This window comes from Peribacillus sp. NPDC097295, from assembly GCF_044761665.1.
In the GTDB taxonomy this organism is placed as follows: domain Bacteria; phylum Bacillota; class Bacilli; order Bacillales; family DSM-1321; genus Peribacillus.
Genome location: NZ_JBIWCW010000002.1, coordinates 480,635 through 503,707 on the forward strand (window position 1 = coordinate 480,635; position 23,073 = coordinate 503,707).

The 23,073-nt window shown below is 42.3% G+C and carries 28 protein-coding genes and 1 pseudogene; 18 read left to right on the forward strand and 11 right to left on the reverse strand.

The window, feature by feature from the left end:
• The first annotated feature begins 89 nt into the window (after window positions 1–89).
• The 3 genes from ACIQXN_RS05525 to thrB are packed head-to-tail and all read left to right on the forward strand — an operon-like array spanning window position 90 to window position 3,387.
• Window positions 90–1,388, forward strand: a complete 1,299-nt coding sequence (locus ACIQXN_RS05525) for a homoserine dehydrogenase (protein WP_402962863.1) — start codon at window positions 90–92, stop codon at window positions 1,386–1,388.
• Window positions 1,385–2,446: a threonine synthase gene (gene thrC / locus ACIQXN_RS05530; protein ID WP_402962867.1), complete on the forward strand. Its 1,062-nt coding sequence runs from the start codon at window positions 1,385–1,387 to the stop codon at window positions 2,444–2,446. Before ACIQXN_RS05525 ends, thrC begins: the two co-directional genes overlap by 4 nt.
• The gene (gene thrB, locus ACIQXN_RS05535; protein ID WP_402962871.1) at window positions 2,443–3,387 is read left to right on the forward strand and encodes a homoserine kinase; all 945 of its coding nucleotides are present in this window, start codon (window positions 2,443–2,445) and stop codon (window positions 3,385–3,387) included. Before thrC ends, thrB begins: the two co-directional genes overlap by 4 nt.
• Window positions 3,388–3,573: 186 nt before the next feature.
• On the opposite strand, the pseudogene ACIQXN_RS05540 reads toward thrB, so the two are convergent.
• Window positions 3,574–3,901, reverse strand: a pseudogene (locus tag ACIQXN_RS05540) (NifU family protein).
• A gap of 63 nt (window positions 3,902–3,964) precedes the next feature.
• Here ACIQXN_RS05540 and ACIQXN_RS05545 point away from each other — a divergent pair.
• Complete coding sequence (locus ACIQXN_RS05545; RefSeq protein ID WP_402962874.1) at window positions 3,965–4,291, forward strand: YuzD family protein; 327 nt, start codon at window positions 3,965–3,967, stop codon at window positions 4,289–4,291.
• A 75-nt stretch (window positions 4,292–4,366) separates the two neighbouring features.
• On the opposite strand, the gene ACIQXN_RS05550 is transcribed toward ACIQXN_RS05545, so the two are convergent.
• Window positions 4,367–5,434, reverse strand: a complete 1,068-nt coding sequence (locus ACIQXN_RS05550) for an NAD(P)/FAD-dependent oxidoreductase (protein ID WP_402962878.1) — start codon at window positions 5,432–5,434, stop codon at window positions 4,367–4,369.
• Window positions 5,435–5,711: 277 nt separating this feature from the next.
• On the opposite strand from ACIQXN_RS05550, the gene ACIQXN_RS05555 reads away from it, so the two are divergent.
• Window positions 5,712–5,954, forward strand: coding sequence for a YuzB family protein (locus tag ACIQXN_RS05555; protein WP_402962882.1), 243 nt, complete (start codon window positions 5,712–5,714; stop codon window positions 5,952–5,954).
• Between the two features lie 68 nt (window positions 5,955–6,022).
• Here ACIQXN_RS05555 and ACIQXN_RS05560 read toward each other — a convergent pair whose 3' ends face one another.
• Window positions 6,023–6,760, reverse strand: coding sequence for a DUF2225 domain-containing protein (locus ACIQXN_RS05560; RefSeq protein WP_402963359.1), 738 nt, complete (start codon window positions 6,758–6,760; stop codon window positions 6,023–6,025).
• 191 nt (window positions 6,761–6,951) lie between these two features.
• On the opposite strand from ACIQXN_RS05560, the gene ACIQXN_RS05565 reads away from it, so the two are divergent.
• Window positions 6,952–7,314: a HesB/IscA family protein gene (locus tag ACIQXN_RS05565; RefSeq protein WP_402962886.1), complete on the forward strand. Its 363-nt coding sequence runs from the start codon at window positions 6,952–6,954 to the stop codon at window positions 7,312–7,314.
• A gap of 839 nt (window positions 7,315–8,153) precedes the next feature.
• On the opposite strand, the gene ACIQXN_RS05570 is transcribed toward ACIQXN_RS05565, so the two are convergent.
• Entirely contained in the window at window positions 8,154–8,795 is a 642-nt protein-coding gene (locus ACIQXN_RS05570) for an SDR family oxidoreductase (RefSeq protein ID WP_402962890.1), read from the reverse strand.
• A gap of 181 nt (window positions 8,796–8,976) precedes the next feature.
• Window positions 8,977–9,969, reverse strand: coding sequence for an NAD(P)/FAD-dependent oxidoreductase (locus ACIQXN_RS05575; RefSeq protein WP_402962895.1), 993 nt, complete (start codon window positions 9,967–9,969; stop codon window positions 8,977–8,979).
• 316 nt (window positions 9,970–10,285) lie between these two features.
• On the opposite strand from ACIQXN_RS05575, the gene ACIQXN_RS05580 reads away from it, so the two are divergent.
• The 4 genes from ACIQXN_RS05580 to ACIQXN_RS05595 all read left to right on the forward strand — a co-directional run bounded on the left by ACIQXN_RS05580 (window position 10,286) and on the right by ACIQXN_RS05595 (window position 13,351).
• Window positions 10,286–11,503: an NAD(P)/FAD-dependent oxidoreductase gene (locus tag ACIQXN_RS05580; protein ID WP_402962898.1), complete on the forward strand. Its 1,218-nt coding sequence runs from the start codon at window positions 10,286–10,288 to the stop codon at window positions 11,501–11,503.
• Between the two features lie 120 nt (window positions 11,504–11,623).
• Window positions 11,624–12,103 (forward strand): NUDIX domain-containing protein, encoded by a 480-nt coding sequence (locus ACIQXN_RS05585; RefSeq protein WP_402962902.1) that lies wholly within the window; start codon window positions 11,624–11,626, stop codon window positions 12,101–12,103.
• Window positions 12,104–12,207: 104 nt separating this feature from the next.
• Window positions 12,208–12,525: a YuiB family protein gene (locus ACIQXN_RS05590; protein ID WP_402962906.1), complete on the forward strand. Its 318-nt coding sequence runs from the start codon at window positions 12,208–12,210 to the stop codon at window positions 12,523–12,525.
• 136 nt (window positions 12,526–12,661) lie between these two features.
• Entirely contained in the window at window positions 12,662–13,351 is a 690-nt protein-coding gene (locus tag ACIQXN_RS05595) for a 3D domain-containing protein (RefSeq protein WP_402962910.1), read from the forward strand.
• Between the two features lie 58 nt (window positions 13,352–13,409).
• Here the strand turns inward: ACIQXN_RS05595 and ACIQXN_RS05600 are convergent, their stop codons facing one another.
• Together ACIQXN_RS05600 and ACIQXN_RS05605 are read right to left on the reverse strand one after the other, a co-directional pair.
• Complete coding sequence (locus tag ACIQXN_RS05600; protein ID WP_402962914.1) at window positions 13,410–14,198, reverse strand: cobalamin-binding protein; 789 nt, start codon at window positions 14,196–14,198, stop codon at window positions 13,410–13,412.
• An 11-nt stretch (window positions 14,199–14,209) separates the two neighbouring features.
• A complete protein-coding gene (locus ACIQXN_RS05605; protein WP_402962918.1) occupies window positions 14,210–14,692 on the reverse strand; it encodes a divergent PAP2 family protein in 483 nt (160 codons plus the stop codon).
• A 315-nt stretch (window positions 14,693–15,007) separates the two neighbouring features.
• On the opposite strand from ACIQXN_RS05605, the gene ACIQXN_RS05610 reads away from it, so the two are divergent.
• Both ACIQXN_RS05610 and ACIQXN_RS05615 read left to right on the forward strand, forming a co-directional pair.
• Window positions 15,008–15,541, forward strand: coding sequence for a GNAT family N-acetyltransferase (locus ACIQXN_RS05610; protein WP_402962921.1), 534 nt, complete (start codon window positions 15,008–15,010; stop codon window positions 15,539–15,541).
• A 104-nt stretch (window positions 15,542–15,645) separates the two neighbouring features.
• Complete coding sequence (locus ACIQXN_RS05615) at window positions 15,646–17,151, forward strand: leucyl aminopeptidase (RefSeq protein WP_402962925.1); 1,506 nt, start codon at window positions 15,646–15,648, stop codon at window positions 17,149–17,151.
• A gap of 41 nt (window positions 17,152–17,192) precedes the next feature.
• On the opposite strand, the gene ACIQXN_RS05620 is transcribed toward ACIQXN_RS05615, so the two are convergent.
• Window positions 17,193–17,588: a YuzC family spore coat inner layer protein gene (locus tag ACIQXN_RS05620; protein ID WP_402962929.1), complete on the reverse strand. Its 396-nt coding sequence runs from the start codon at window positions 17,586–17,588 to the stop codon at window positions 17,193–17,195.
• Between the two features lie 238 nt (window positions 17,589–17,826).
• Here ACIQXN_RS05620 and ACIQXN_RS05625 point away from each other — a divergent pair, with 238 nt between their 5' ends.
• The 6 genes from ACIQXN_RS05625 (at window position 17,827) to ACIQXN_RS05650 (ending at window position 21,918) form a co-directional block, all read left to right on the forward strand.
• A complete protein-coding gene (locus ACIQXN_RS05625) occupies window positions 17,827–18,576 on the forward strand; it encodes a GTP cyclohydrolase II (protein WP_402962933.1) in 750 nt (249 codons plus the stop codon).
• Between the two features lie 15 nt (window positions 18,577–18,591).
• Complete coding sequence (gene ribD / locus ACIQXN_RS05630) at window positions 18,592–19,692, forward strand: bifunctional diaminohydroxyphosphoribosylaminopyrimidine deaminase/5-amino-6-(5-phosphoribosylamino)uracil reductase RibD (protein ID WP_402962937.1); 1,101 nt, start codon at window positions 18,592–18,594, stop codon at window positions 19,690–19,692.
• Window positions 19,693–19,708: 16 nt separating this feature from the next.
• Window positions 19,709–20,593, forward strand: a complete 885-nt coding sequence (locus ACIQXN_RS05635) for an FAD-dependent monooxygenase (RefSeq protein ID WP_402962941.1) — start codon at window positions 19,709–19,711, stop codon at window positions 20,591–20,593.
• Entirely contained in the window at window positions 20,590–20,802 is a 213-nt protein-coding gene (locus tag ACIQXN_RS05640; RefSeq protein ID WP_402962945.1) for an FAD-dependent monooxygenase, read from the forward strand. The genes ACIQXN_RS05635 and ACIQXN_RS05640 overlap by 4 nt, the downstream gene beginning before the upstream one ends.
• Before the next feature lie 16 nt (window positions 20,803–20,818).
• Window positions 20,819–21,382, forward strand: a complete 564-nt coding sequence (locus ACIQXN_RS05645) for a 5' nucleotidase, NT5C type (protein ID WP_402962949.1) — start codon at window positions 20,819–20,821, stop codon at window positions 21,380–21,382.
• Between the two features lie 149 nt (window positions 21,383–21,531).
• Window positions 21,532–21,918: a hotdog fold thioesterase gene (locus tag ACIQXN_RS05650; RefSeq protein ID WP_402963362.1), complete on the forward strand. Its 387-nt coding sequence runs from the start codon at window positions 21,532–21,534 to the stop codon at window positions 21,916–21,918.
• 66 nt (window positions 21,919–21,984) lie between these two features.
• Here ACIQXN_RS05650 and mnhG read toward each other — a convergent pair whose 3' ends face one another.
• From mnhG to ACIQXN_RS05665, 3 genes are read right to left on the reverse strand one after another with little or no spacing between them, the layout of a single operon-like run.
• The gene (mnhG, locus tag ACIQXN_RS05655) at window positions 21,985–22,323 is read right to left on the reverse strand and encodes a monovalent cation/H(+) antiporter subunit G (RefSeq protein WP_402962953.1); all 339 of its coding nucleotides are present in this window, start codon (window positions 22,321–22,323) and stop codon (window positions 21,985–21,987) included.
• On the reverse strand, window positions 22,307–22,591 hold the full coding sequence (locus tag ACIQXN_RS05660) for a Na(+)/H(+) antiporter subunit F1 (RefSeq protein WP_402962956.1): 285 nt from the start codon (window positions 22,589–22,591) through the stop codon (window positions 22,307–22,309). The genes mnhG and ACIQXN_RS05660 overlap by 17 nt, the downstream gene beginning before the upstream one ends.
• The gene (locus tag ACIQXN_RS05665) at window positions 22,591–23,067 is read right to left on the reverse strand and encodes a Na+/H+ antiporter subunit E (protein WP_402962960.1); all 477 of its coding nucleotides are present in this window, start codon (window positions 23,065–23,067) and stop codon (window positions 22,591–22,593) included. The genes ACIQXN_RS05660 and ACIQXN_RS05665 overlap by 1 nt, the downstream gene beginning before the upstream one ends.
• Window positions 23,068–23,073 lie beyond the last annotated feature (6 nt).

Genomic DNA, 23,073 nt, shown 5'->3' on the forward strand with positions numbered 1-23,073 from the left:
GATAATTGATTGGATAAAACATATAATGTCTACTATATAAATACAAATGTTTTTTCTAGAAAAACAGATGTTTTAAAGGGGGAAGCAAAATGAAAGAAATCTCGATCGGATTATTGGGGCTAGGTACTGTCGGATCAGGAGTCGTACAGATTATTGAAAGTCATCAAGACAAACTCATGCACCAAGTGGGTTGTTCCATCAGTATTAAAAAGATACTCGTAAAAGATACGACAAAGGAACGGCTCGTAGACGTTGATAAAAGTATGCTGACGGCCAATCCAGAGGATATTCTTTCAAACCCGGAGATCGATTTGATCATAGAAGTGATGGGCGGGATTGAAGAAACGCGGGAATATCTTATCGAAGCGCTGAAGAATAAAAAACATATCGTAACGGCCAATAAGGATTTGATGGCGCTATATGGTCCAGAGTTGCTGGAGTTAGCCACGGAGCATCAATGTGATTTATTCTATGAAGCCAGTGTTGCAGGAGGAATCCCGATATTACGCGGTCTAGTCGATGGTCTGTCTTCGGATCGAATCACAAAAATGATGGGGATCGTGAATGGAACGACAAACTTCATTCTAACCAAGATGAGCAAAGAAGGCAGGGCTTATGAAGATGTATTGAAGGAAGCCCAGGAGCTAGGATTTGCGGAGTCCGACCCAACAGCGGATGTTGGTGGTTTGGATGCGGCACGGAAAATGGCCATCCTATCCACTCTCGGTTTCTCCATGAATATTGGCTTGCATGATGTTGAAGTGCAGGGGATCACTGAAATATCCGAAGAGGATTTGAGGTACAGCAAAAAGCTAGGATATACAATGAAATTGATCGGCGTAGCGACAAGGACCGGTGATAGGGTCGAAGTCAGCGTGCAGCCGACCTTGCTTCCGGAGGAACATCCACTTGCTTCTGTTAACAATGAATATAATGCCGTGTATGTCTATGGGGAAGCGGTAGGGGAAACGATGTTCTATGGCCCTGGAGCAGGTAGTCTACCAACAGCGACCGCCGTTGTTTCAGATATGGTGACAGTCATTAAGAATATGAGATTGGGTGTGAATGGCCGAAGCGCTGTTTCGCCACAATACCCAAAACAATTAAAAGATCCTACCGAAATTTTGGCTAAGTATTTTATTCGCCTGCACGTACAGGATGAAGTGGGGGTTCTAGCCAGGATCACGAATTTATTCGCAGAGCATGGGGTCGGTTTCGATAAAATCCTTCAGCTTCCGCTGGATGTAAAAGAATCCTCCGAAATCGTATTGGTCACGCATAAAGCCCCAATGGCTGCTTTTGATCAAATCAAGAACAAGTTAAACGATTATAATATGGTTCGAGAAGTGAAGAGCACATACCGAGTCGAAGGAGAGGACAACAAATGAGCTGGCAAGGATTAATTAGCGAATATAAAGAATTTTTACCTGTAAATGAAAACACACCGGCATTATCCCTACTAGAAGGAAACACGCCTTTGATTAAATTGAACCGTTTATCAGAGGAATGGGGAATTGACCTTCATGTAAAATATGAAGGAGCCAATCCAACCGGCTCATTTAAAGACCGTGGGATGGTCATGGCTGTAGCCAAAGCGATCGAGGCTGGTAGTGATACGATTATCTGCGCGTCCACCGGGAATACATCAGCCGCGGCTGCAGCTTATGCAGCACGAGCTAACATTCGCTGTATCGTTGTCATCCCAGAGGGCAAAATCGCGATGGGCAAGCTTGCACAAGCTGTCATGTATGGAGCGGAGATCATTTCGATTGAAGGAAACTTTGACCAAGCCTTAAAAATCGTCCGTTCCCTTAGCGAACATTCACCTATCACTCTTGTAAACTCGGTTAATCCATATCGAATCGAAGGGCAGAAGACGGCTGCTTTTGAAATTTGTGATGCTCTTGGGTCGGCACCTGACATTTTGGCGTTGCCAGTTGGGAATGCGGGGAATATCACCGCTTACTGGAAAGGTTTCAAGGAATACAATGAAAGAAAACAAACGGGGCTGCCTGAAATGAGGGGGTTTGAAGCGGAAGGTGCCGCAGCGATTGTCCGTGATGTGGTGATTGAGAATCCGGAAACAATCGCGACGGCGATACGCATTGGGAACCCTGCCAGCTGGAATTTTGCTGTGGAAGCGGCACGCGAATCCCACGGCAAAATTGACGAGGTGACGGATGAAGAGATTCTTGAAGCGTATCATTTTCTTGCTAAAAAGGAAGGCGTCTTTGCTGAACCGGCATCGTGTGCATCCATTGCGGGGGTATATAAACAATTAAAAAGTGGTGAAATCAGCAAAGGAAGCAAAATTGTAGCTGTACTAACGGGGAATGGATTGAAGGATCCGAATGTCGCTGTCGATACTAGTTCGATTCATCCTACTTTGCTGCCAATGGATGAAAAAATCATATTAGAACATCTACAAGGTGTGAAACAGGCATGAGTGCGGAATCCGAGATGTTTCTGATCCGCGTGCCAGCAAGTACGGCTAACCTTGGGCCAGGATTCGATTCCATTGGACTTGCACTAGGGCTATACTTGGAGATACGCGGATCCTTATCGAATCGTTGGGAGGTCATTCCGGTTTCTGAGGAAATGTCTGTATTCCCTAAGGATGACAGTAATTACATCGTGCAAATTGCGAAGAAAACAGCGGCATACTATGGAAAAGACCTTTCCCCATGCCGTATTCATGTATCAAGCGAAATTCCGCTTGCGAGGGGATTGGGAAGCAGTGCGTCAGCCATTGTAGCAGGCATAGAGCTAGCAAATCTTGTCGCTCAGCTGAACTTATCCGATCAGGAAAAAAACAGACATGCTTCTTCGTTTGAAGGACACCCAGATAATGCAGGGGCTTCCGTTTACGGTGGTTTAGTCGTTGGTTTGCATACGGAAGAAAAAACGGATGTTCTTTCATTTCCTATCGAAGGAGTGAATGTGATTGCAGTTATTCCTGATTTTGAATTGCTGACAGAGGATTCAAGGAATGTGCTTCCCAAGTTCCTTCCCTATAAGGAAGCGATAAACGGAAGTGCAGCAGCTAATGTTTTACTTGCCGGAATCTTGACGAATGATTGGAACCTAGTCGGTCAAATGATGCAGAACGATCGCTTTCATCAACCATATCGTGCAAGTTTAGTGCCTCATTTAGCCGAAGTGGAAAAAATCATCCGTCATGAAGGTGGATATGGTGCAGCACTGAGTGGAGCGGGTCCGACGGTGCTCTGTCTTGTATCTGCAGAAGAAACAGGACGATTGTTAAGGAGTTTAAAGGAAGCGTTCCCTGAATTTCAGGTGAAACAGTTGAAGGTCGATAATGAAGGCAGTCAGACGTCTATGTTATCAGAGGAAGAAAAGAAGGAATGGAGCTTTTATATCACATAAGTTGTACAACAGTAAAAAAGCTGATTCCCTTTAAGCCGTATCAATGAATTGATAGGACTGATAAAGTGGAGTCAGCTTTATTTTCTATAGCAGTCTAAATTTCTTTAGACTGCGGGTGTTGTATCTAATATGGTTGAATTTGTAATTCCCGTTTAAGAGAATATTCAACGCATTATATAAGGCTAATTAGAAAACTTGCTCAACTTCAACTACCCCGGGAACTTCTTCAAGAAGCGCGCGCTCAATCCCAGCTTTTAGCGTAATGGTTGAACTTGGACAGCTTCCGCATGCTCCCAGTAATCGTAATTTTACAATTCCATCTTCTACGTCAACTAGTTCACAGTCACCGCCATCACGAAGAAGAAACGGACGAAGTTTATCTAGGACATCTTGAACTTGTGTTTCCATTTGTTGTTCAGACATTGCAATCGACTCCTTTCCTAATCATATTATAATGCGAACATAGTAAAAAATCCAACTGTAACTTTGCGGAAATTAAATCTATTTTTTTCATGTCTGGCGGAAATAGGTGAATGATTCCAAAAGTACAGTGAAAAATTCCTGATGGAGGTAGCGCATGATAAAGAAAAAAATTGAAATAGAAGTATTTGGGGCGGAACAAGTATGTGCCTCCTGTGTTAATCTCCCCTCATCCAAGGATACATATGAGTGGCTTGAAGCAGCATTGACAAGAAAGTTTCCCAACCAGCCGTTTTCCATTGCTTATATTGATATGTTCAACCCGCCAGAAATGGATAGGCAAAAAAACTTTGCAGCGAAGATGATTGAAGAAGATTTATTTTATCCACTAGTCATCATCGAGAACGAAATCGTGGCAGAAGGAAACGTCTCTCTTAAAAAGATAGTGGATATCATGGAAAATAACGGATATGAGAGGAATTAAAAAAACTGACCCAGGAGGAAGCTTACCGCAGCTTTTTGAGTCAGTTCATGAAAACAGGATTTATGAAATTTTAGATTAACCGTTATGGTATTTGTACATCCACAGGATTCCTGATTTCATTAGGCGTGCCACTCTTCCCGTTATCGGGCGATTAGCCACAAGACCGAAACCTTGTTTTTTCCCAAGAGAACCTAGGGTTCCTTTTAATTTCACGGGAGGGAAGCTTTCGGGAAGTGGTTCATTTGCCCACTTTTTCACAAGGACTTGTACAATTTGTTCAGCTTGAGATTCTGCTAATTGAGCACTAGGCGCATGTGGCAAACTCGCGCAGTCGCCAACTACAAAAATACTGTCATTAGTAGGAAGGAAATGCTGAGGTGTAAGAACGGCTCTTCCTTGACGGTCTTTTTCAATATCCATGTCGCGGATTATCTTGCTCGGTTGAATGCCCGCTGTCCAGACGATAACGTCACTTTGAACAGCTTCTTCCCCGTTGTAAAGGAGATTAGGTTCAACTTTGGTGATATTAGAATGATGAACGATTTCAATGGTATGTTTATCAAACCATGATTCGACAAAAGTACTTAGTCTTTCTGGGAAAGCAGATAGAATATGTGGTCCACGGTCGAATAACTTAACATTTAGATCTGAACGGCTTTCAATCAATTCGCTGGCTAATTCGACACCGCTAAGGCCTCCCCCTACGATTGACACGGTAGCACCGGCGCCCAAATTATTCAAAGCTGAATAGGTGCGACGTGATTTATCAATCGTCTGGATGCTATAAGTGTGTGTGTCCGCTCCTGGAATATTGTGATATTTATCTTCACAACCAAGGCCGATAACTAAATCATCGTAAGCGACAGGTTCTTGATTTTCGATAATGACTTGTTTGTTCTCCATATCGATGGAAAGTACTTCTCCGTATACGTTCTTTAAGCGAGGATGTTCTGGAAATGCAACACGAATGTGCTGGTCAGGAATAGTACCTGCTGCTAAAGCATAATATTCCGTTTTTAAGCAGTGATAAGGATTGCGGTCGATAAGTGTTATGCTCACGTTTTCGGGAAGCTGATTAGGCAGCAATCTTTGCAACATGCGCATACCACCATACCCACCACCAAGTATGACTAAATTCTTCATATGTTTTTCCCCTTTGTTTAATCTCTAAAAATAATTGTTAAATATTTCACTTGTTAAAATAAATATCCCACATAGGATTCCCCATGTATCCTATGGAACCAAGTGAATACATATAATATTAGATGATTTTCTAGTTTTACATACCCCGACAAAAGTATAACGAATATAAGGGGAAATCACAACCGATATCTTAAAAACGGCGTATTTTTGTGCGTATTTATTGACTGTAAGTTTGAAAAGGTTTAGGATAAACTGTTAATGATAGCGAGGTGGAACGATGTATCCAATCATTGAATTCTGCGTAAGTAATCTGGCCAGTGGGGCACAGGAGGCTTTCGAAAGATTAGAGAAGGATCCTAATTTAGATATTATCGAATATGGATGTCTAGGATATTGCGGTAAATGCTCCAGTTCCTTATATGCCCTTGTGAATGGCGAAGTGGTTTCTGGAGATACAACGGATGAACTGGTAAAGAATATATATACATTCATTGATGAATATCAAAATCAAATGTTTTAATCATCATTAAATGAAAGAAGGCTGCTCAATCATGAGCAGCCTTCTTTATAGGGAAGTTGGAGAGGATATTAGGCATGTGCGGCGAGATTGCTTGTGACCGATTCTTCCTTGATTTCATGCCAGCGGTCTCTCGCCATTTTGATGATGGACGCTTCCATGGCATTTTTTTGCCTCTCGAGTACCATGGAAAAATACTTGACCGCTGCCTGCGTATTCCCGATTCTCTTGGATATATCTCCAGCAAGGTATAGAATTCTGACTTCTGATACTTGTGTACCGCTGAAGTCCCCAGTTGAATAGGATGCTTCATATTCCAGAAGGGCAAGCTTTAGAAATCTTTTTTCCTGTTCTTGTTTTTTTTGAAATCTATATAGCCAGGCAATCCGTAAAAGAATCCCCGCCTGAATAATATGCTTTTCTTTTTTTAATGCACCGCAATAGCTTGCAAGCTTGTAGGTCTTGATTGCATCTTCGATGGAACGCTCATCGCTGAAATGATGGGGATTCCATTTAGAGCAGACTTTTTCCTCGATGTCTTCCTGCGTGGTAGGTGGGAAATAGCGCGAGAAATCTTCGGAAAAGGAAAAACCACAGTGAGGACAGACATGAATATAATAGTAAAGAGCGTTGGCAGTCGGATTCTTATATATGGGACAAAAATCAGTATCATAGCGAGCCACTTTAATAAAGCGAGAGCGTATTTTCTTAGTTGTTGATGGTTCTTTACAATGAAGACATTCTATACTTTTGTCATATAGAGGCTGTAATTCTTCGATAGAGATTACCCCCTTAAGTAAAATCTTTATTGTGTCTAATTACACAGGTAATTATACCTATCATTCGGAATTTAATCCAGTTTTTTAATAAACTATGGGGGAATGGGCATCTGGAAAAAATAATTTTTCAAGCTAGAAAATTGAGCGGGGTAATTTCTTTGGTATATACTATAAATAAGAAAGATTCTATCTCACATCTTTAGGAGAGGGAGCGATTTAATATGAGTGAAGTTGTACAGATAACGGAAGCTGCTGCTTTTCAGATAAAAGAAATGATGAAGCAAAATGAAGAAGAGGGATCCTTTTTACGAGTGGCTGTCAAAGGCGGGGGCTGTAGTGGATTATCCTACGGGATGGGATTGGAACAAGAGCCTGGCGAGAAAGATGATAAGCTGGAGCAATTTGGGATCAAGATTCTTGTGGATAATGAAGATGCGGCCATCTTGAATGGAACGGTAATCGATTATAAACAAACCATGATGGGTGGAGGATTCACAATCGAAAACCCAAATGCAATTGCGTCTTGCGGTTGCGGATCTTCTTTCAGGACGGCTACTGAAAAAGGTACACCAGAGAATTGTTAATTAATAGGTATGAACCATTGAAAAAAGGGGAGCACATTCGTGTAACGGGTTCGGTTGATTGAGAGAAAAATACTAAAAGTGATGCAATTAACAGCTCAATTTTTAAAAGTTTTAACAGTAAATTGACAATGTGAATGGCAAGCAAAAGCGCTCAGTGGTTTCTTAATCTGAGCGTTTTTTGGTATTATTTACTGTACTTATTTAACTAAAAAAAACTGCACTTTAATTACAAATTGAACAACCTTGAAATGATTTCATCGCTTCCTGGAGAAAACATAAATATTGAGAACGATATACATAATAATCCCATGAGTATCAAAACAAATCTTTTTTTCCCGAATATCCCTTTAATCACTAAAAATAAACCTAAAAATAATATCAAGAAATACCAAAACCCCATCATCTTCCTCCTCAATTAACTTAATATTATGACGTTACTATTAACTAAAATTTCCGTTTCTTTTACTACATTAATATTTTAACATAAATATCCAATTATCCTTTTTAAAAAATTCGCTTGATTTCAAGCGAGCTACCTTAGATAAATTATGACTTTTAAATCAAATATTTTATTTGCAATCCCCAATCGTTGTGCAGGTCTTTCCATTATCATCTTCACAATGGTTTTAGCACAGGTTCAACAACACCGCATAAATTTATGTGATTCCTCCAATTGGTATGCGAATTAGTGTGCTAAATCTGCAAAAACATAGATATAACTACAAAAATGGGGACACCAATTCATATGTGAATTATGTCCCCAATAACGTTGCTATTTAATGTTTTCTCCCCAGTAACCGAACCCGTTAACATTTGTGGCCCCCTTTTTTAGTGTTGGATTAAATGTTGTTCAAGGCTTCCTGGATGGTGTCATTACCACTATGGATTTCGAATGTTTTATTGAAGGTGTTTTTCTCGGAGATGGCATGGGCCAGAACCGAGGCGACATCCGCTCTTGGGATGGAAGTATCGGCATGGTCAACTTTTTTATCGGCCTTGATTGTCCCCGCCGCTTGTTCATTGGTCAACGCGACTGGACGAACAATGGTATAAGTGAGACCGCTTGCTTTCAAATGTTCATCCGCATCATGCTTGGCTTCAAGGTAGTGCTGCATTCCTTCGGGACCTTGTTGCGGTTGATCGGAACCTACTGAGCTTAACATGACAAAGCGTTCAACGCCTTTTTTCTTAGCGGCGTCGATCAGCTTGATGGCCCCATTCTTATCCACAGCTGTGGTTTTATCAGGTCCGGTCTTTGGTCCCGAACCAGCAGCAAACACGATGGCGTCCATGTTATCCACCGCTTTATCCACATTTTCCTCCAAATCTTCGAGTACAGGTTGTCCGCCCAGATCTTTGATTCCTTGTGCTTGTTCCTCTTTTCGAATCATCCCATATACCGTATTCTTTTGATCTTTTGATAATTCCTGGATGATTTTCTTACCGGTCGTACCATTCGCACCTGCTATTAAGATATTCATGAATGCAAGCTCCTTTCTTTTACTTTCTTCTCTTACTCCTCTTACCCTTTACTAAATGGGAAGAAAACATTTTCAGCACATTGTGGATAACGGGTCTTTGTAAATTATCCACAATTTAAAAGTGTGGATAAAATTAAAACCCGGCTGTGTTGAGAGCCGGGTTTTAACGTTCTGGAGTATGCTAAAACATGGAAGAGCTGTGCATGGGTTGCACTTTTGCTTTTGGATCAATGTATTGCTTCGCATGATTGACTGCCGTTGGTGCTTCGCCAAATCCACTTGCAATTAGCTTCACTTTGCCATCATATGTTGCGATGTCACCAGCCGCATAGATTCCGGGGATATTTGTTTCCATTCTGGAGTTAACTAAGATGCTGTTTTTCTGTATATCGAGTCCCCATTGTTTAATGGGACCAAGAGAGGAAATAAAGCCGTAGTTGACGATGACTGCATCGACGTCCAACGTTTCGGTTTCTTCTCCATTTGTATTCTTGAGCAAGACCGTATGGATTTGGTTTTCAATGCCAATTAGATCTGCGGGTATGTAAGGAGTTTTCACTTCTACTGTAGAATTTTTGAGATTTTCGACACTATGTTCATGGGCGCGGAATTTATCCCTTCTATGCACAATCGTTACCTTTTCGGCGATAGGCTCGAGCATTAGTGCCCAGTCCACTGCGGAGTCGCCGCCACCGAAGACCACCACTTTTTTATCTGCGAAATGATTAAGGTCATCAATGAAATAGTGAAGGTTTGTGCCTTCATATTGTTGTGCTTTCTCGAGTTCGATGCGTCGAGGTTGAAATGCTCCGTTCCCAGCTGTGATAATGATCGTTTTGGAATAGTGAATCTCCTTATCGGTAGTCAACTTAAAAACTCCATCGGCCTGTTTCTCCACTTCTTGAACGGCTTGTTCCAAGACGATGGTTTGATTGAATTTAGCCATTTGCTCTTTTAAATTATTGACCAAATCCTGAGCCAGGACTTTAGGAAAACCTGCGATATCATAGATGTATTTTTCAGGATAAAGTGCTGATAATTGTCCGCCCAATTGGGGAAGACTTTCAATGATTTTGACTGAAGTTTGCCTCATGCCGCCGTAGAAAGCTGTAAATAAGCCTACTGGTCCTCCGCCGATAATGGTAATATCATATACTTTTTCATTTACATCCAACGCTATCCCTCCGATATTCTAGATTTATGGAAATTCTTTCTTTATTTTAACATAGTTGAAGTTAAAGAAAATGAATAAGTTTTTTGAAGAATGAGAAATTTAAGTCGATTGATGAAGCATACTATATAAAGAAGACTATGGGGAAAAACAGATTCCTTGAAAAAAGCGAAATGAAATAAAGTCCATGGAACTTTAGAACTTTTCGAGAACGTCAATTAGTGAAAAAAATCACATATGAATAGAATTGCCTTTTTTAATGGAAATTAAGCTTATCGAATGATTTGGTTAAGAAAATATCGTAAAGGAGGAAGATTACTTGAAAAAACCAACTATCGTTGTTTTGGGGGCAGGTTATGGAGGTTTAATGACCGTAACCAGATTGCAAAAAGCATTGGGACACAATGAAGCAGAACTCATTTTAGTTAATAAAAATGATTACCATTATGAAACAACTTGGTTACATGAAGCGTCTGCTGGAACGCTTCACCACGATCGTGTACGCTATCCGATCAAGAATGTCATCAATAAGAACAAAGTGCACTTCATTCAGGATTCCGTTTTAGAAATCAAAACGGAACAGAAAAAAGTGATTCTTGAAAATGGAGAAGTTTCGTACGACATCCTGGTGGTGGGGCTTGGTCCAGAATCAGAAACGTTTGGCATTCAAGGCTTGAAGGAATATGCCTTCTCGATTTCCAATTTGAACTCGGCGCGGGAAATACGCGACCATATACAATTGCAATTTGCCACCTATAGCTCAGAGCTTGAAAAAAATGAGGATCGTCTGACGATCGTTGTCGGTGGGGCCGGTTTTACCGGTATTGAATTCCTTGGGGAGTTAGCCAACCGTGTACCTGAGTTGTGTAAGGAATATGATATTGACCCCAAAAAAGTCCGTATGTACTGTGTAGAAGCTGCCCCCGCCGTCCTTCCAGGTTTCGATCCTGAATTAGTGGATTATGCGGTTTCTTACCTGGAGAGAAAAGGTGTAGAATTCAAAATCGGCACTCCAATCAAGGGAGCTACTCCTGAAGGAATCATCGTAGCCAAGGGAGAAGAGGAAGTCGAGGAAATCAAAGCGGGGACGGTGGTTTGGGCAGCGGGAGTCCGTGGTAATTCTGTCATTGAAGCTTCAGGATTTGATGCAATGCGTGGACGTATAAAAGTGAACCTTGATATGCGTGCGCCCGGCCATGATGATATCTTCATTGTGGGTGACTGTTCATTGATCATCAACGAAGAAATCAACCGTCCTTATCCTCCGACTGCACAGATTGCCATGCAGCAAGGTGAAGTCATTGCGAAGAACATAACCAAATTAGTCCGTAATCAAAGCGACCTGGAAACTTTCACCTTCGAAAACAAAGGAACAGTTTGTTCACTTGGTGAGCATGATGCGATTGGGGTTGTATTTGGTAAGAAGGTGACGGGAAAAACCGCTTCATTCATGAAGAAGATGGTGGATAACAGGGCGTTATTGTTGATTGGCGGCGCGTCATTGGTGGCGAAAAAGGGTAAATTCAACATCTTGTAATTGTTATAATATAGGATTGGGGCCATTCAGGGATTTTTCCAGGGATGGCTTTTTTCTATTGTGTATCACTGGAAAAAAAGGTTTATACTACAAATAACGATAAATAAGGAAGTGGAAGAAGTGGAACGCTGCAAAAATGTCTGGCTGGCCGTATCAGGACTCGTGATTTCCGAAAAAGGCGAATGGCTTGTCGTCAATAAACGGTATGGAGGATTAGAAGGTCAATGGTCTCTTCCTGCTGGTTTCGTTCGACACGATGAAACGGTAGATGAGGCAGTGGTTAGAGAAGTACAGGAGGAGACTGGCATTCATACGGAAATTGAAGGGATGGTAGGGGTCAGAAGCGGTGTCATCAAAGGGGAGATAAGTGATAACATGTTGGTTTTTTTACTCAAGCCACTTAGTTTTGATGTGTCCCCGCAATTGAATGAATTATATGAAGCCCGGTTTTATGATCCAGAAGCCCTAATCGCCGAAGGCAAGCAGTCTGTTTTATTGGAACAACTTTTAGCCTTTAAGAAGGAGAGAATGCAGACGATGCTTGACGGGGTTAATCCCGGCAATCAGTTCGGATATACGTCGTATAAATTATTTATGTGAAGGTCATGTCGTTTTTTTAGGAATTAATTGGTATTATGTCGTTGACGTACCAATTATGTATTCTGTAAACTAAAAGTGGTTCTTTCAAGGAGGTCTAGCATATTATGCCATTACCAGTTTTGATTATCTCCATCCTTTTATTTTTTGTATTGTTTTTCGGGATAGGCTTTTTGCTTAACATGCTTTTTCGATCGTCATGGATCATGGTCATCCTTTTTCCAATCGTCTTCATCGTCATAGTCAATAAAGCTAAGTTGATTGAATATTTCAGACAACCAGGAGATTCATTTTCCGAACTAGGGACGAGTTTGGCATCTCTTCATGCAGCGGATGTAATGATTTTATCAAGTGGTTTAATTGGTGCCATCGGAGCAGGAATTACGATTAAGATATTGAGAAATAAGGGATACCAAATGTTTTAAATATGATGGGCTGTCAGTTATTGACGGTCTTTTTTCTATTTTTATAGTGATATGTGGTCATTTTAACGTCTGAATGAATACTTTCTCTCAGGATAGGGAAGAAATATCCTTGTGAGAGGAGTGGAAGAACATACATATGAAGATCATACGTACATTATTTTTGCGGATTGCCATTATCCTATTGTTTATCTTAGCTATTGAATCAACCGTGAATCATGTTTTCGGTGCCATGCCTGAAGTTCATCCATTGGAAGAAACAATCAGGAAAAATACAGTGTTCGGGCACGAATACAAAGCCTTTCATAAAGGGAGCCATAGGGCGACAATCGTAGCGTCGGCCACGAAAAAAAGTGGGGGACCTGCCACGATAGAAGAGGCAATTGAGCTTTCAAAGTATCCTAGACATAAGGTATTGGCGACAGGGTATACAGCCGGCCATGAATCAACCGGAAAATATCCGGAGAGCCAATCTTATGGCATTACCTATTCAGGGGTAAAGGTAAAAAGGGATATGTTTTCTACGATTGCGGCCGATCTTTCCGTGTTTCCATTAGGAACGATCCTGTGGATTCCTGATTATGGATTTGGGGTGGTGGCAGACAAAGGCGGGGCGATTAAAGGGAATCATCTTGATCTATATTACGAAACGGTTCAAGATGTTTATGAAAAATGGGGAAAGAAAACCCTTGAGGTGTATCTGGTGCAAAAAGGGGATGGGCGCTTTTCTGAAGAACAATTACATAAGTTGAATGAAATGAAAGCGAGACAAGTTTTGACCATTGCTGAAAAAGCATCCGATAAAAAACTATCTTCATTTGCCTTTTAAACCAATGAATATTCAAAAAGCTGGCTCAATGACTGAGTCAGCTTTTTGGCGTCAACCCTTAAAGGATATGAAGGTAGGCTTCCGGATGGAGCGTCAGGGCAAGTTTGGATAACCCCTCTAGCAATCTGGGAGAGGGACGGCAAAATAAGGGTTCTTCCATGATGTGAATTCTATTGGCTTGGATGGCCTTCATTTCGGACCAGCCCTCCCTTCTTTTGATTATTTCAGGGTTTACCTTGTGTAAAGGGACACCGACCCATGCTAAACAAATATGGTCGGGGTTCTTCTTTTGCACTTCTTCGGAAGGGACCTGAATGCTTGCCATGTCCACTTCTTCAAAAAGGTTATACCCTCCGGCCAAACGGCTGATTTCCGTTAACCAGTTGACCCCGCCTGGACTGAAAAGGGGATTGGGCCACCATTCCCAATATAGGGAGGGGATGGTTTCAATGCTGTCCGCTACGGTTTTATATTGCTGGATCGTTGAACGGAATTTGGCAGCCTGTATCGAGGCCATTTCCTGTACATGAACGGCCTCCCCCAGGGTAAGTAAATCTTGGGCAATGTCTTCAAGCGTTTGCGGATTGAAAATGATATGGGGTATCTGACGCTTTTTGAGTGCTTCGATATTTTTTTCCATTCCAGGGACGCTAAGGGACGCAAGTACTAGATCAGGACGTAATGATTCTACTAAATCGATATTGATGGATAGGTCAGGGCCGACTTTGGGCAGATGTTGTAGGGAGGCAGGCCAATCGGAATAGTCATCGATGGCGATTAATTGGTCTTCGATTCCTAGATATGTACAGAGTTCGGTATTGCTTGGGCATAGAGAAATAATTTTCATCTTTTAGTCACCTACCCTTGAAAAATAAAAAAATGAAGAACAAGTGCAATGAATACCCCGGTCAAAGCTCCGAAAAAGACTTCAATCGGCTTATGGCCGAGTAGTTCCTTTAATTGCTGCTTCTTTTGTTTTTCCTCTTTCTTCTGCCACTTCTTCGCTTGTTCAACAAACAGATTAAAGTCTGTGACAAGTTGATTCAAAACGGCAGCCTGTTCTCCCGCCTGCCTCCTTACTCCTGTTGCATCAAACATGGTGATGATGGCAAAAACAGTGGCAACAGCAAAGACGGGTGAGTCCATGCCCATTTCGATTCCCACGGCTACGGTAAGTGCAGTCACGGCCGCAGAATGGGAACTGGGCATACCGCCGGTAGAGTTGATCAGCGACCAATCCCATTTACGAAAGGCAATGAAATGAATCGGCACTTTAATGAATTGAGCAAAGAAAATGGCAATTAAAGCGGCAATCAGGGGGAAGTTCATGAAAAATTCCAAAAGTTTCAGCCTTCTTTCCATTTATAAAGTAACGTCGAGACTTAATTAAAGGAAGCAGGTTTTGTGTAATCCTTATACTACTTCCATCATATCCTGTAAATTCCCTGCTTATTAGAGAAAATATGGTCTTTCTTATACTATTTCTCTAAAGGGAGGCTTTCTAAACTACTTCTTTTGTGGGCATGTGAAATAAAGCTCTGATGTATGAAGGTTTGCGACATTTATAAAAGTGTCGCAATAAGGATCTGAAAAGGATTTTTTTAACCGTAAATCGAATATGTATTTTAATAGTATGTTTTATAAGGGGAGATATTATTGTCCATTTCAAAAGATAGTGTTAGGTCTATTGTTCGTACTGGAACAATAGAAGATTCCGAGGCGATTTTAGACATACAGAAATCCGTCGTTTCAGAAGGCGAGTTTCTTATCCCATTAGCTTCAGAGTTCACCAAAACATATTCTCAACAAAAAGAGTGGGTTCAAAGCATATTGGAAAATGAAAAAGAAACATTATTAGTAGCTGAAAAAGAGGGAGAAGTCATCGGTTGGATCGTATTTCAAATGTCCAAAAATAGAATGCGACTGTCTCATACAGGAAACTTTGGCATGATGATAAGTAAAAGTTACAGGGGACTAGGAATTGGCAGCATGCTGCTAAAAGCATTATTGGATTGGGCAGAGAACCATCCATTGATTGAAAAAGTGAGTCTAGGTGTTTTCGCAACGAATCACGGGGCTATTTCTTTGTACAAGAAAATGGGGTTCATTGAAGAAGGGCGCAAGGTTAAAGAATTTAAGATGAATGAAGATGAATATGTTGATGATATCTTAATGTACAAATTGGTGTAGGAATTGTTCTTCTCATGTTTTTTCTAATTTATGTTGTACAACGAATTCGGAAATTTCGGGGAATTTCGTTATAATAGGGATAATTGAATGGAGGCGGTAAGGGAATGTATACGGTGAAAAATACCTTGAACTTAGATATGACAGAAGAATGCTTGTTGATGGGTGTGTTTGATCGACCTATTAAATTTACGGGCATCGGCCAGGAAGCGGATGAAAAATTATCCGGACACCTTACACAATTGGTGAAGGAGGGTGAAATCTCTTCCAAAAAAAAATCAGTCACGAAAATACATACGTTAGGCAAATTAGGCGTGAAGAAGTTAATCTTCGTCGGATTGGGAAAAGAAAAGGACCTTTCTTTTGAGACCTTAAGGGAAGCTTTAGGGAAGGCACGTAAAATGGTGGCTGATTCAAGGCTTACGACAATGAGCATCGCTTTGGACACCTTTACGACTGAACAGTTGGGTGCACTGGACGCAGCACATGCTTTTTCAGAAGCATTTGAACTGGCTGGCTATAAATTTGCAGGCTACAAACAGAAATCGAACCAGGTAGAAAAAAATATTGAATCGATCACGGTTTATAGTGAGTGCGAAATGGAAGAAGTAGGGGCGGCCCTGCATGTTGGGCGGGTATTCGGGAAAGCGACGAATTCAGCGAGGACATTGGTTAATACACCTGGCAACTTACTGACTTCCACGGATTTAGCGAACTATTCCATAGACTTGGGTGACCGGTATGGATTCGAGGTTGAAATCCTCGAGAAGGAAGATATGCTGAAGCTTGGCATGGGGGCCCTTCTTGCGGTGAATCAAGGATCGGTCGAACCACCGAAAATGATCGTCCTCAAATATCAAGGAAAAGAAGAATGGACAGATGTAATCGGGTTGGTCGGGAAAGGGATTACCTTCGATACAGGAGGTTACTCGTTGAAAACGAAGGCCGGAATCGTAGGAATGAAAACGGACATGGGTGGTGCAGCAGCGGTCTTGGGTGCGATGGAAATCATAGGGGAACTTGGTCCGGATCAAAATGTCGTAGCCGTCATTCCTTCTACCGATAACATGATCAGCGGAAATGCCTTTAAACCAGATGACGTGATTACGGCCATGAGCGGTAAGACCATCGAGGTGCTGAATACAGATGCCGAGGGACGGCTTGTGTTGGCGGATGCCATGACGTATGCGAAGCATCATGGTGCAGAATACCTTGTCGATGTAGCAACCTTAACGGGTGGCGTCATAACGGCCTTAGGCAATGATATGACAGGAGCCATGACCAATAACGTGGAATTCTATGAACAAGTCCAAAAAGCCTCTGAGGAAGCGGGAGAGCCGATGTGGCGTCTGCCGATTACCGAAAAAGATAAAGAGCGTGTACGCAACAGCAAGATTGCGGATTTGAATAATTCGCCAGGTGGAGCGGGGCATGCCATCATGGGTGGTGCCTTTGTCGGTGAATTTGCCGAATCGACACCATGGGTACATCTCGATATTGCTGGAACCTCCACGTCAGCGAGTGCGAATGAATTGGGAACTGCCGGTGCGACTGGAGTCATGGCAAGGACGCTTGCCCTTTTGGTGGAGACTTTCAATCCTGAGCAGGACTAGCATCAATGACCGAAGCCGGAAAGGGCTTCGGTTTTTTTATGCTACATATTGCTCCACTTTAAATTGATGATGATATGGCAGTTTACTTCCCCTGTCTTCGGATAAAAATCGAAGCGGATACCATCAGGATTGTACTTGATATCGGGTGTCGTTTTAATTCCCGTTTTTTTTATCATGTCTGTGACGGTAGCCATATTTGATGCTTGGGCCGCAGCCATGAGCCGTGTGGAAAATGGTTTGGATGAAGCTATCATATCCACGACTTTTTTTGCATCGTCCATTAAAGATTGCGAAGATTTCGCTGATTGAATGAGGAGGTCAGGGTTCCTAGAGGAGGTAGGTCGGGGAAACTGACCTTCTGATGTATAATTCTCTTCCTCATCACCGTTTGTGCGAAATCCATCCGGATCGGTAAAAAAATAAGGGGTATCACCCAAAAGATAGCCTCCCTTTCCCAAGTCTTACTATAGACAGGGGCATTATATAGGTTAAAATATGAATGAATCTTGAAGTTTATGATAGAGGTTTTAGAATTCCCATTTCTTTTTCGTAAAATTGAAACAAGTGCACACTATTATTTGTGAATTTCTGCATCGAGAGGTATACTTGATATACTTACTTACATTAAGTAAGGAGATATCTTGCCAATAAACTAAAAAAATAGGTGATTTTACTATGAAAATAACGAATCAAATCAAAAACCTTTTATTAGATAAAATGAACATCTTGAAAACCCCGGGTAAGGATGATCTGTGCCTAGTGGGCCCTGTTAATCTACCTGTTAAGCAAGGGGACTTTTCAGCTGTCTTCCAATGGTATACATGGCTTCAGCTCGAAGGGGATGGCAATGAGAACGAAGATGTACTCGAATCACTTTCTAGTGCTAACTTAGCTTTTGGCCAGCAATCATCGGTATTGGTGTATGGTGATTTCGAGAAAGCGGAGGATGCGCTCGTCCGTATGCATAGCATCTGCCACACGGGGGACATATTCGGCAGTCAACGATGTGATTGTGGGTACCAGCTTCATCAGTCGATGGAGATGATCGTCGAGGCCGGGACCGGTGCAATTTTTTACCTTGCGGACCATGAGGGAAGAGGGATTGGTTTATTTACGAAGTCACTGGCTTACTTGCTTCAGCAAGAAGGATTTGACACTGTGGAAGCGAATAATGCGTTGGGATTCGAAGATGACACAAGGTCTTATGAAGGAGCAATTACTGTACTGAAAGCCCTGCGTGAAAAACCGGTGACATTGATTACGAATAATCCTAAAAAGCTGGCTGCCTTGAAAGAGCATGGTCTTACCGCAAAGAATCATCTCCCGCTTTGGGGCGGTTTGACCGAGACGAATAGTTTCTACTTGGACACGAAAATCAAGAAGTCCGGACATATACCGCAAGAGGATCCTACTTTAATTGTGTGAAGGGGAGCTGTACTGATGAATACTGATGAATTTTACATGAAGCTGGCCTTGGAATTAGCTTCTAGTGCTAAAGGCAAAACGAATCCAAACCCGATTGTCGGGGCTGTTATAGTGAAAGACGGCGTGATTGCCGGAACGGGGATCCATCGTAAAGCGGGTGAACCGCATGCGGAGGTTCATGCCTTTAAGATGGCTGGAGAGTATGCCAAAGGTGCTACCCTTTATGTGACCCTCGAACCTTGCTCCCATTATGGAAAAACGCCGCCATGCGCAAACCTGGTGAAGGAATCGGGGGTTAAGCGGGTCGTAGTGGCGATGGAAGACCCAAACCCAGCAGTGGCAGGGAGAGGGATCGCCCTCCTAAGAAATGCGGGCATCGAAGTGGAAGTAGGCGTTTTGGAGAAGGAAGCACAAAGGCTGAATGAGCGTTTTATCCATAATATGACGACAAATCGTCCTTTTGTCCTTTCCAAATATGCGATGACGCTTGATGGCAAACTTGCGACGCACACTGGACATTCAAAATGGATTACCGGGGAACAATCCCGCCACTCGGTCCATTTGCTGCGTAGTGAAGTCGATGCGATTCTAGTAGGCATCGGAACGGTACTGGCGGATAATCCAGCCTTGACGACCCGGCTTCCTGAAGGCGGTGGCAAAAATCCAATCCGCATCATTTTGGATAGTGAGCTCCGTGTTCCCTTAGAGTCGAATGTCGTCCAAGTAGAGGAAGCCAAAACGGTCATTGTCACACATGAAAATGCCTCATTAGAAAAAATTGCGTCCTTAAGCGAGCTGGGAATTGAAATCATTATGGTCCCCAAAACAGATACGGGATTGGACTTAGAAATCTTGATGGACGAACTCTACAAAAAAGGGATAACGGATATCCTGCTTGAAGGTGGTAGCGAGGTGAATGCTTCATTCTTAAGGGCGGGACTCATTGATAAATACTTAATCTATGTGGCTCCTAAATTATTAGGCGGGAGAAATTCGCTTACTCCATTTACAGGGTACGATGTAGATACAATGGATGAAGCCTTGGATGTCTCCATCTCTCATGTCGATACGTTTGGGGAGGACATCCGTATAACGGCTTATCCTAAATTTAAATAGACAACAGGTGAAAAGCATGATGGTCAAAACGGATGTATGCATTGTAGGTTCAGGTCCCGGTGGAGCACTCTTGGCCTACCTTTTGGCCAAACAGAACATTTCAGTCATCTTACTTGAGCGGAACTTGGGAGTCGCACGGGAATTCCGGGGTGAGTTCTTGAACGAAGAAGGAGAGAGCATCCTTAAAAAGCTTGGCTTGTTTCCGAAAGTGGAAGACTTGGGTTTACTTAGGATGGAACAGATTGAATATTGGCAGGATGGTCAACTTGTAAAAGAAATTTTTCCTGATGCTCACAAAGATAATCTTGGTATCCATGTGCCCCAAAATCATCTCCTGAAGGTGATCGTCGATGAAGCCCAAAAGTTGAATTCCTTTCAATTGATGTTGAATACGAGGATGACTGATCTCATTCAGGACGAAGCGGGGCAGTTTTGTGGTGTGAAAGCCTTGAAGGATGGGAGCGAGCTCATCATTCAAAGCCCATTGATCATCGGTGCGGACGGAAGGTTTTCAACGGTTAGAAAAAAAGCGGAAATCCCTGTGGTGGTCAAAAACCACGGCTATGATTTACTCTGGGCTAAAATACCGGCCCCTTACGGATGGAAGCCTTCCATCAAGAATGCATTGGTCAATGGTTCCCAGCTGACCCTATTCACCCAGGCGGGAGGTTTGATCCAGATTGGATGGAATATTGATCATGGGTCGTACTCCCAGCTTCGGAAACAGCCTTTTGAACCTTTCATTGAAAAATTGATCATGAATTTCCCTGAGTTAGCGGGTATGGTCCGGGAACATATCCAATCTTGGCAGGATTTCATTTTATTGGACGTTCATAGTTGCCAGTGTGAAACGTGGACAAAAGATGGCGTTGTCTATTGGGGGATGCCGCCCATACAATGACGCCCACTGGTGCTTTCGGTCTCAACTGTGCCCTGGGGGACGCTGAGTTACTGGCCCAGCAAATTCGCGATCACATCCTACGAGGAGATACCGGATTAACCGGTCTGAAAAGGGCGGAGCCAAAAAGAAGAGCCTATATTGAAAAGCTACAGGCCTTGCAGGTGGACATGGAGAATTCTTATGAATCCTTGTTTACCGCATATGTTTAAATGGAGAGTGAAGAAGATGAGATTTGGTTTTGATATAGATGATACTCTGATTAACTTAAGGGAATACGCATTCCAGTTATATAATGAAAAGCTCAATAAAAATGTAGAGTTAACGAAATTCAAGGCCTTGAAAACCTTGGAGATTCATGAACTGTTCGAGATGAGTAAAGAAGAAGGCGGAAAAATGTGGAACAGTCTTGCCGAAGAAATCTATTATTCATCCTGTCCAGCATTCGAGGGGGCAGTGGAAACCTTACAAGAGCTTGAAAGTGAAGGACATGACATTTTTTATATCACGGCAAGGAAATCCGAGCATGGTGAACGGACGAAACAATGGATGATTGAAAATGGATTTCCTGTAAAAGACGACCACTTCTATTGCGGCATGAAAGATCATGAAAAAATCGAAACGATTAAGAAATTGGAATTGGACTATTATTTCGATGATAAACCGGCAGTTCTAGAAACATTGGTCGGGATTCCAACGAAGGTTTACGCCATCGATAATTCCTATAATCGGGAAATGACCATCCCCAGACTGACGAACTGGTCAGAACTGAAACAGATTTTTTCCAAGTGAATGAAATGAAGGATGACTTGAAAGGTGTCAGGTCATCCTTTTTATTGAAAAAATGAATGGTTATTCATTTTTCTCTGTTATAACTGATGAATACAAGGTAGAATGGTATGAAAGGTAGATGATTAGGGAAGGGAGGATTAACAATGGATATGAATGTAGAAGGTTCGCTGATAGGTACGCTTGGGATAGAGATGAAAGAATTGAGCAATGGAAAAGTCATTGCGACAATGCCTGTGGATGAACGTACAAAACAGCCTTTTGGTTTATTGCATGGGGGCGCATCGGTCGCTTTGGCGGAATCGGTGGCAAGCATCGGTGGTTTTCAACTGGTAGATGGCACAAAACAAGCGGTGGTAGGGCTTGAAATCAATGCCAATCATATTAGAAGTGTACGCTCAGGGGTTGTTACGGCAGAAGGTAACATCCTTCACCGTGGGAAAACCACAATGATATGGGACGTAAAGATTCGGGATGAAGATGGAAAACTAGTCTGTGTGTCGCGGTGTACTTTGGCAGTCATTGACTTGCCAAAGTGAGGAACTAAAATGCATGGAATGATAAAAGAGCTACCGTTGCTAACGGTAGCTCTTTTTGAATGGATTTCATCGTCTTTTCTTTAAATCATCCTGGACACTTTGATCCCACATTTTGACGCCGGAATGATAGGCGGAGCGGTTGATCAAATGTCCCGCTACGGGGCTGGTCATGAAAATGAAGAAGATGGCCAGTAAGACACGAAAATCGAAGTGACTATGCTTGTAATAAAAATAAAGAAGGGTACCAAGCAAGATGAACATGATACCAAGGGTTGAACTTTTGGATACGGCGTGATTCCTTGTATACACGTCAGGCAGCCGGATGATACCGAAGGCCGAGACTAAAAACAGAAAGACACCGATCAAAATAAAACCAGCTGAAAGGATCTCAACGATTTCGGTCATCTTCGATTATCTCCCCTTTCTCCAGGAATTTAGCGAAAGCGACCGTTCCGATAAACGACAAGATTCCGAGCAACAGGATGGCTTCGAGATAAGCCTTCGTATCCATGACTACGGATGCGAGAGCAACAAGTGCGATGAGGTTGATTCCCATTGCGTCAAGGGCGATGACGCGGTCAGGAACGGAAGGACCTTTAATTAACCGGTACAAGAATCCAAGCATGGATAGTGAGACACCAAGCAATGCGATTTTCAGTAAAAGTGCAAACATTATTTGCTCACCTCCATGATCGCTTTTTCAAATGTATGTTTAATGCTGTCAACGGCTTCCTCTTTATCAGCGATATCCATCGCATGGATATAAAGGATGCGATTGTCTTCCGAAACCTCGACTACCAGTGTACCTGGGGTCAGGGTGATTAAATTTGATAGGATCGTAATCTCCCAATCCTTCGTGAGTACCGTTTCGTATGCGAATATACCCGGCTTCATATCGAGCCGTGGCTTCAATACGACTTTAAGTACGCTAATATTGGATAATAATAGTTCCCGGGCAAAAATCAAGATCAGCCGGATGACGGCATACACCCGGTTGAGGTAAAAACGGCTGGTGAAAAAATGACGGAAGATAAACATGATGCCAAGCCCTAAAGCATAGCCAATAATAAAGGTGCTTCCGTTGAATTCATTTTTTAGAAACATCCAGATAATCGCCAGGAACACATTCAGTAATATTTGAAAGGACATCAGGCA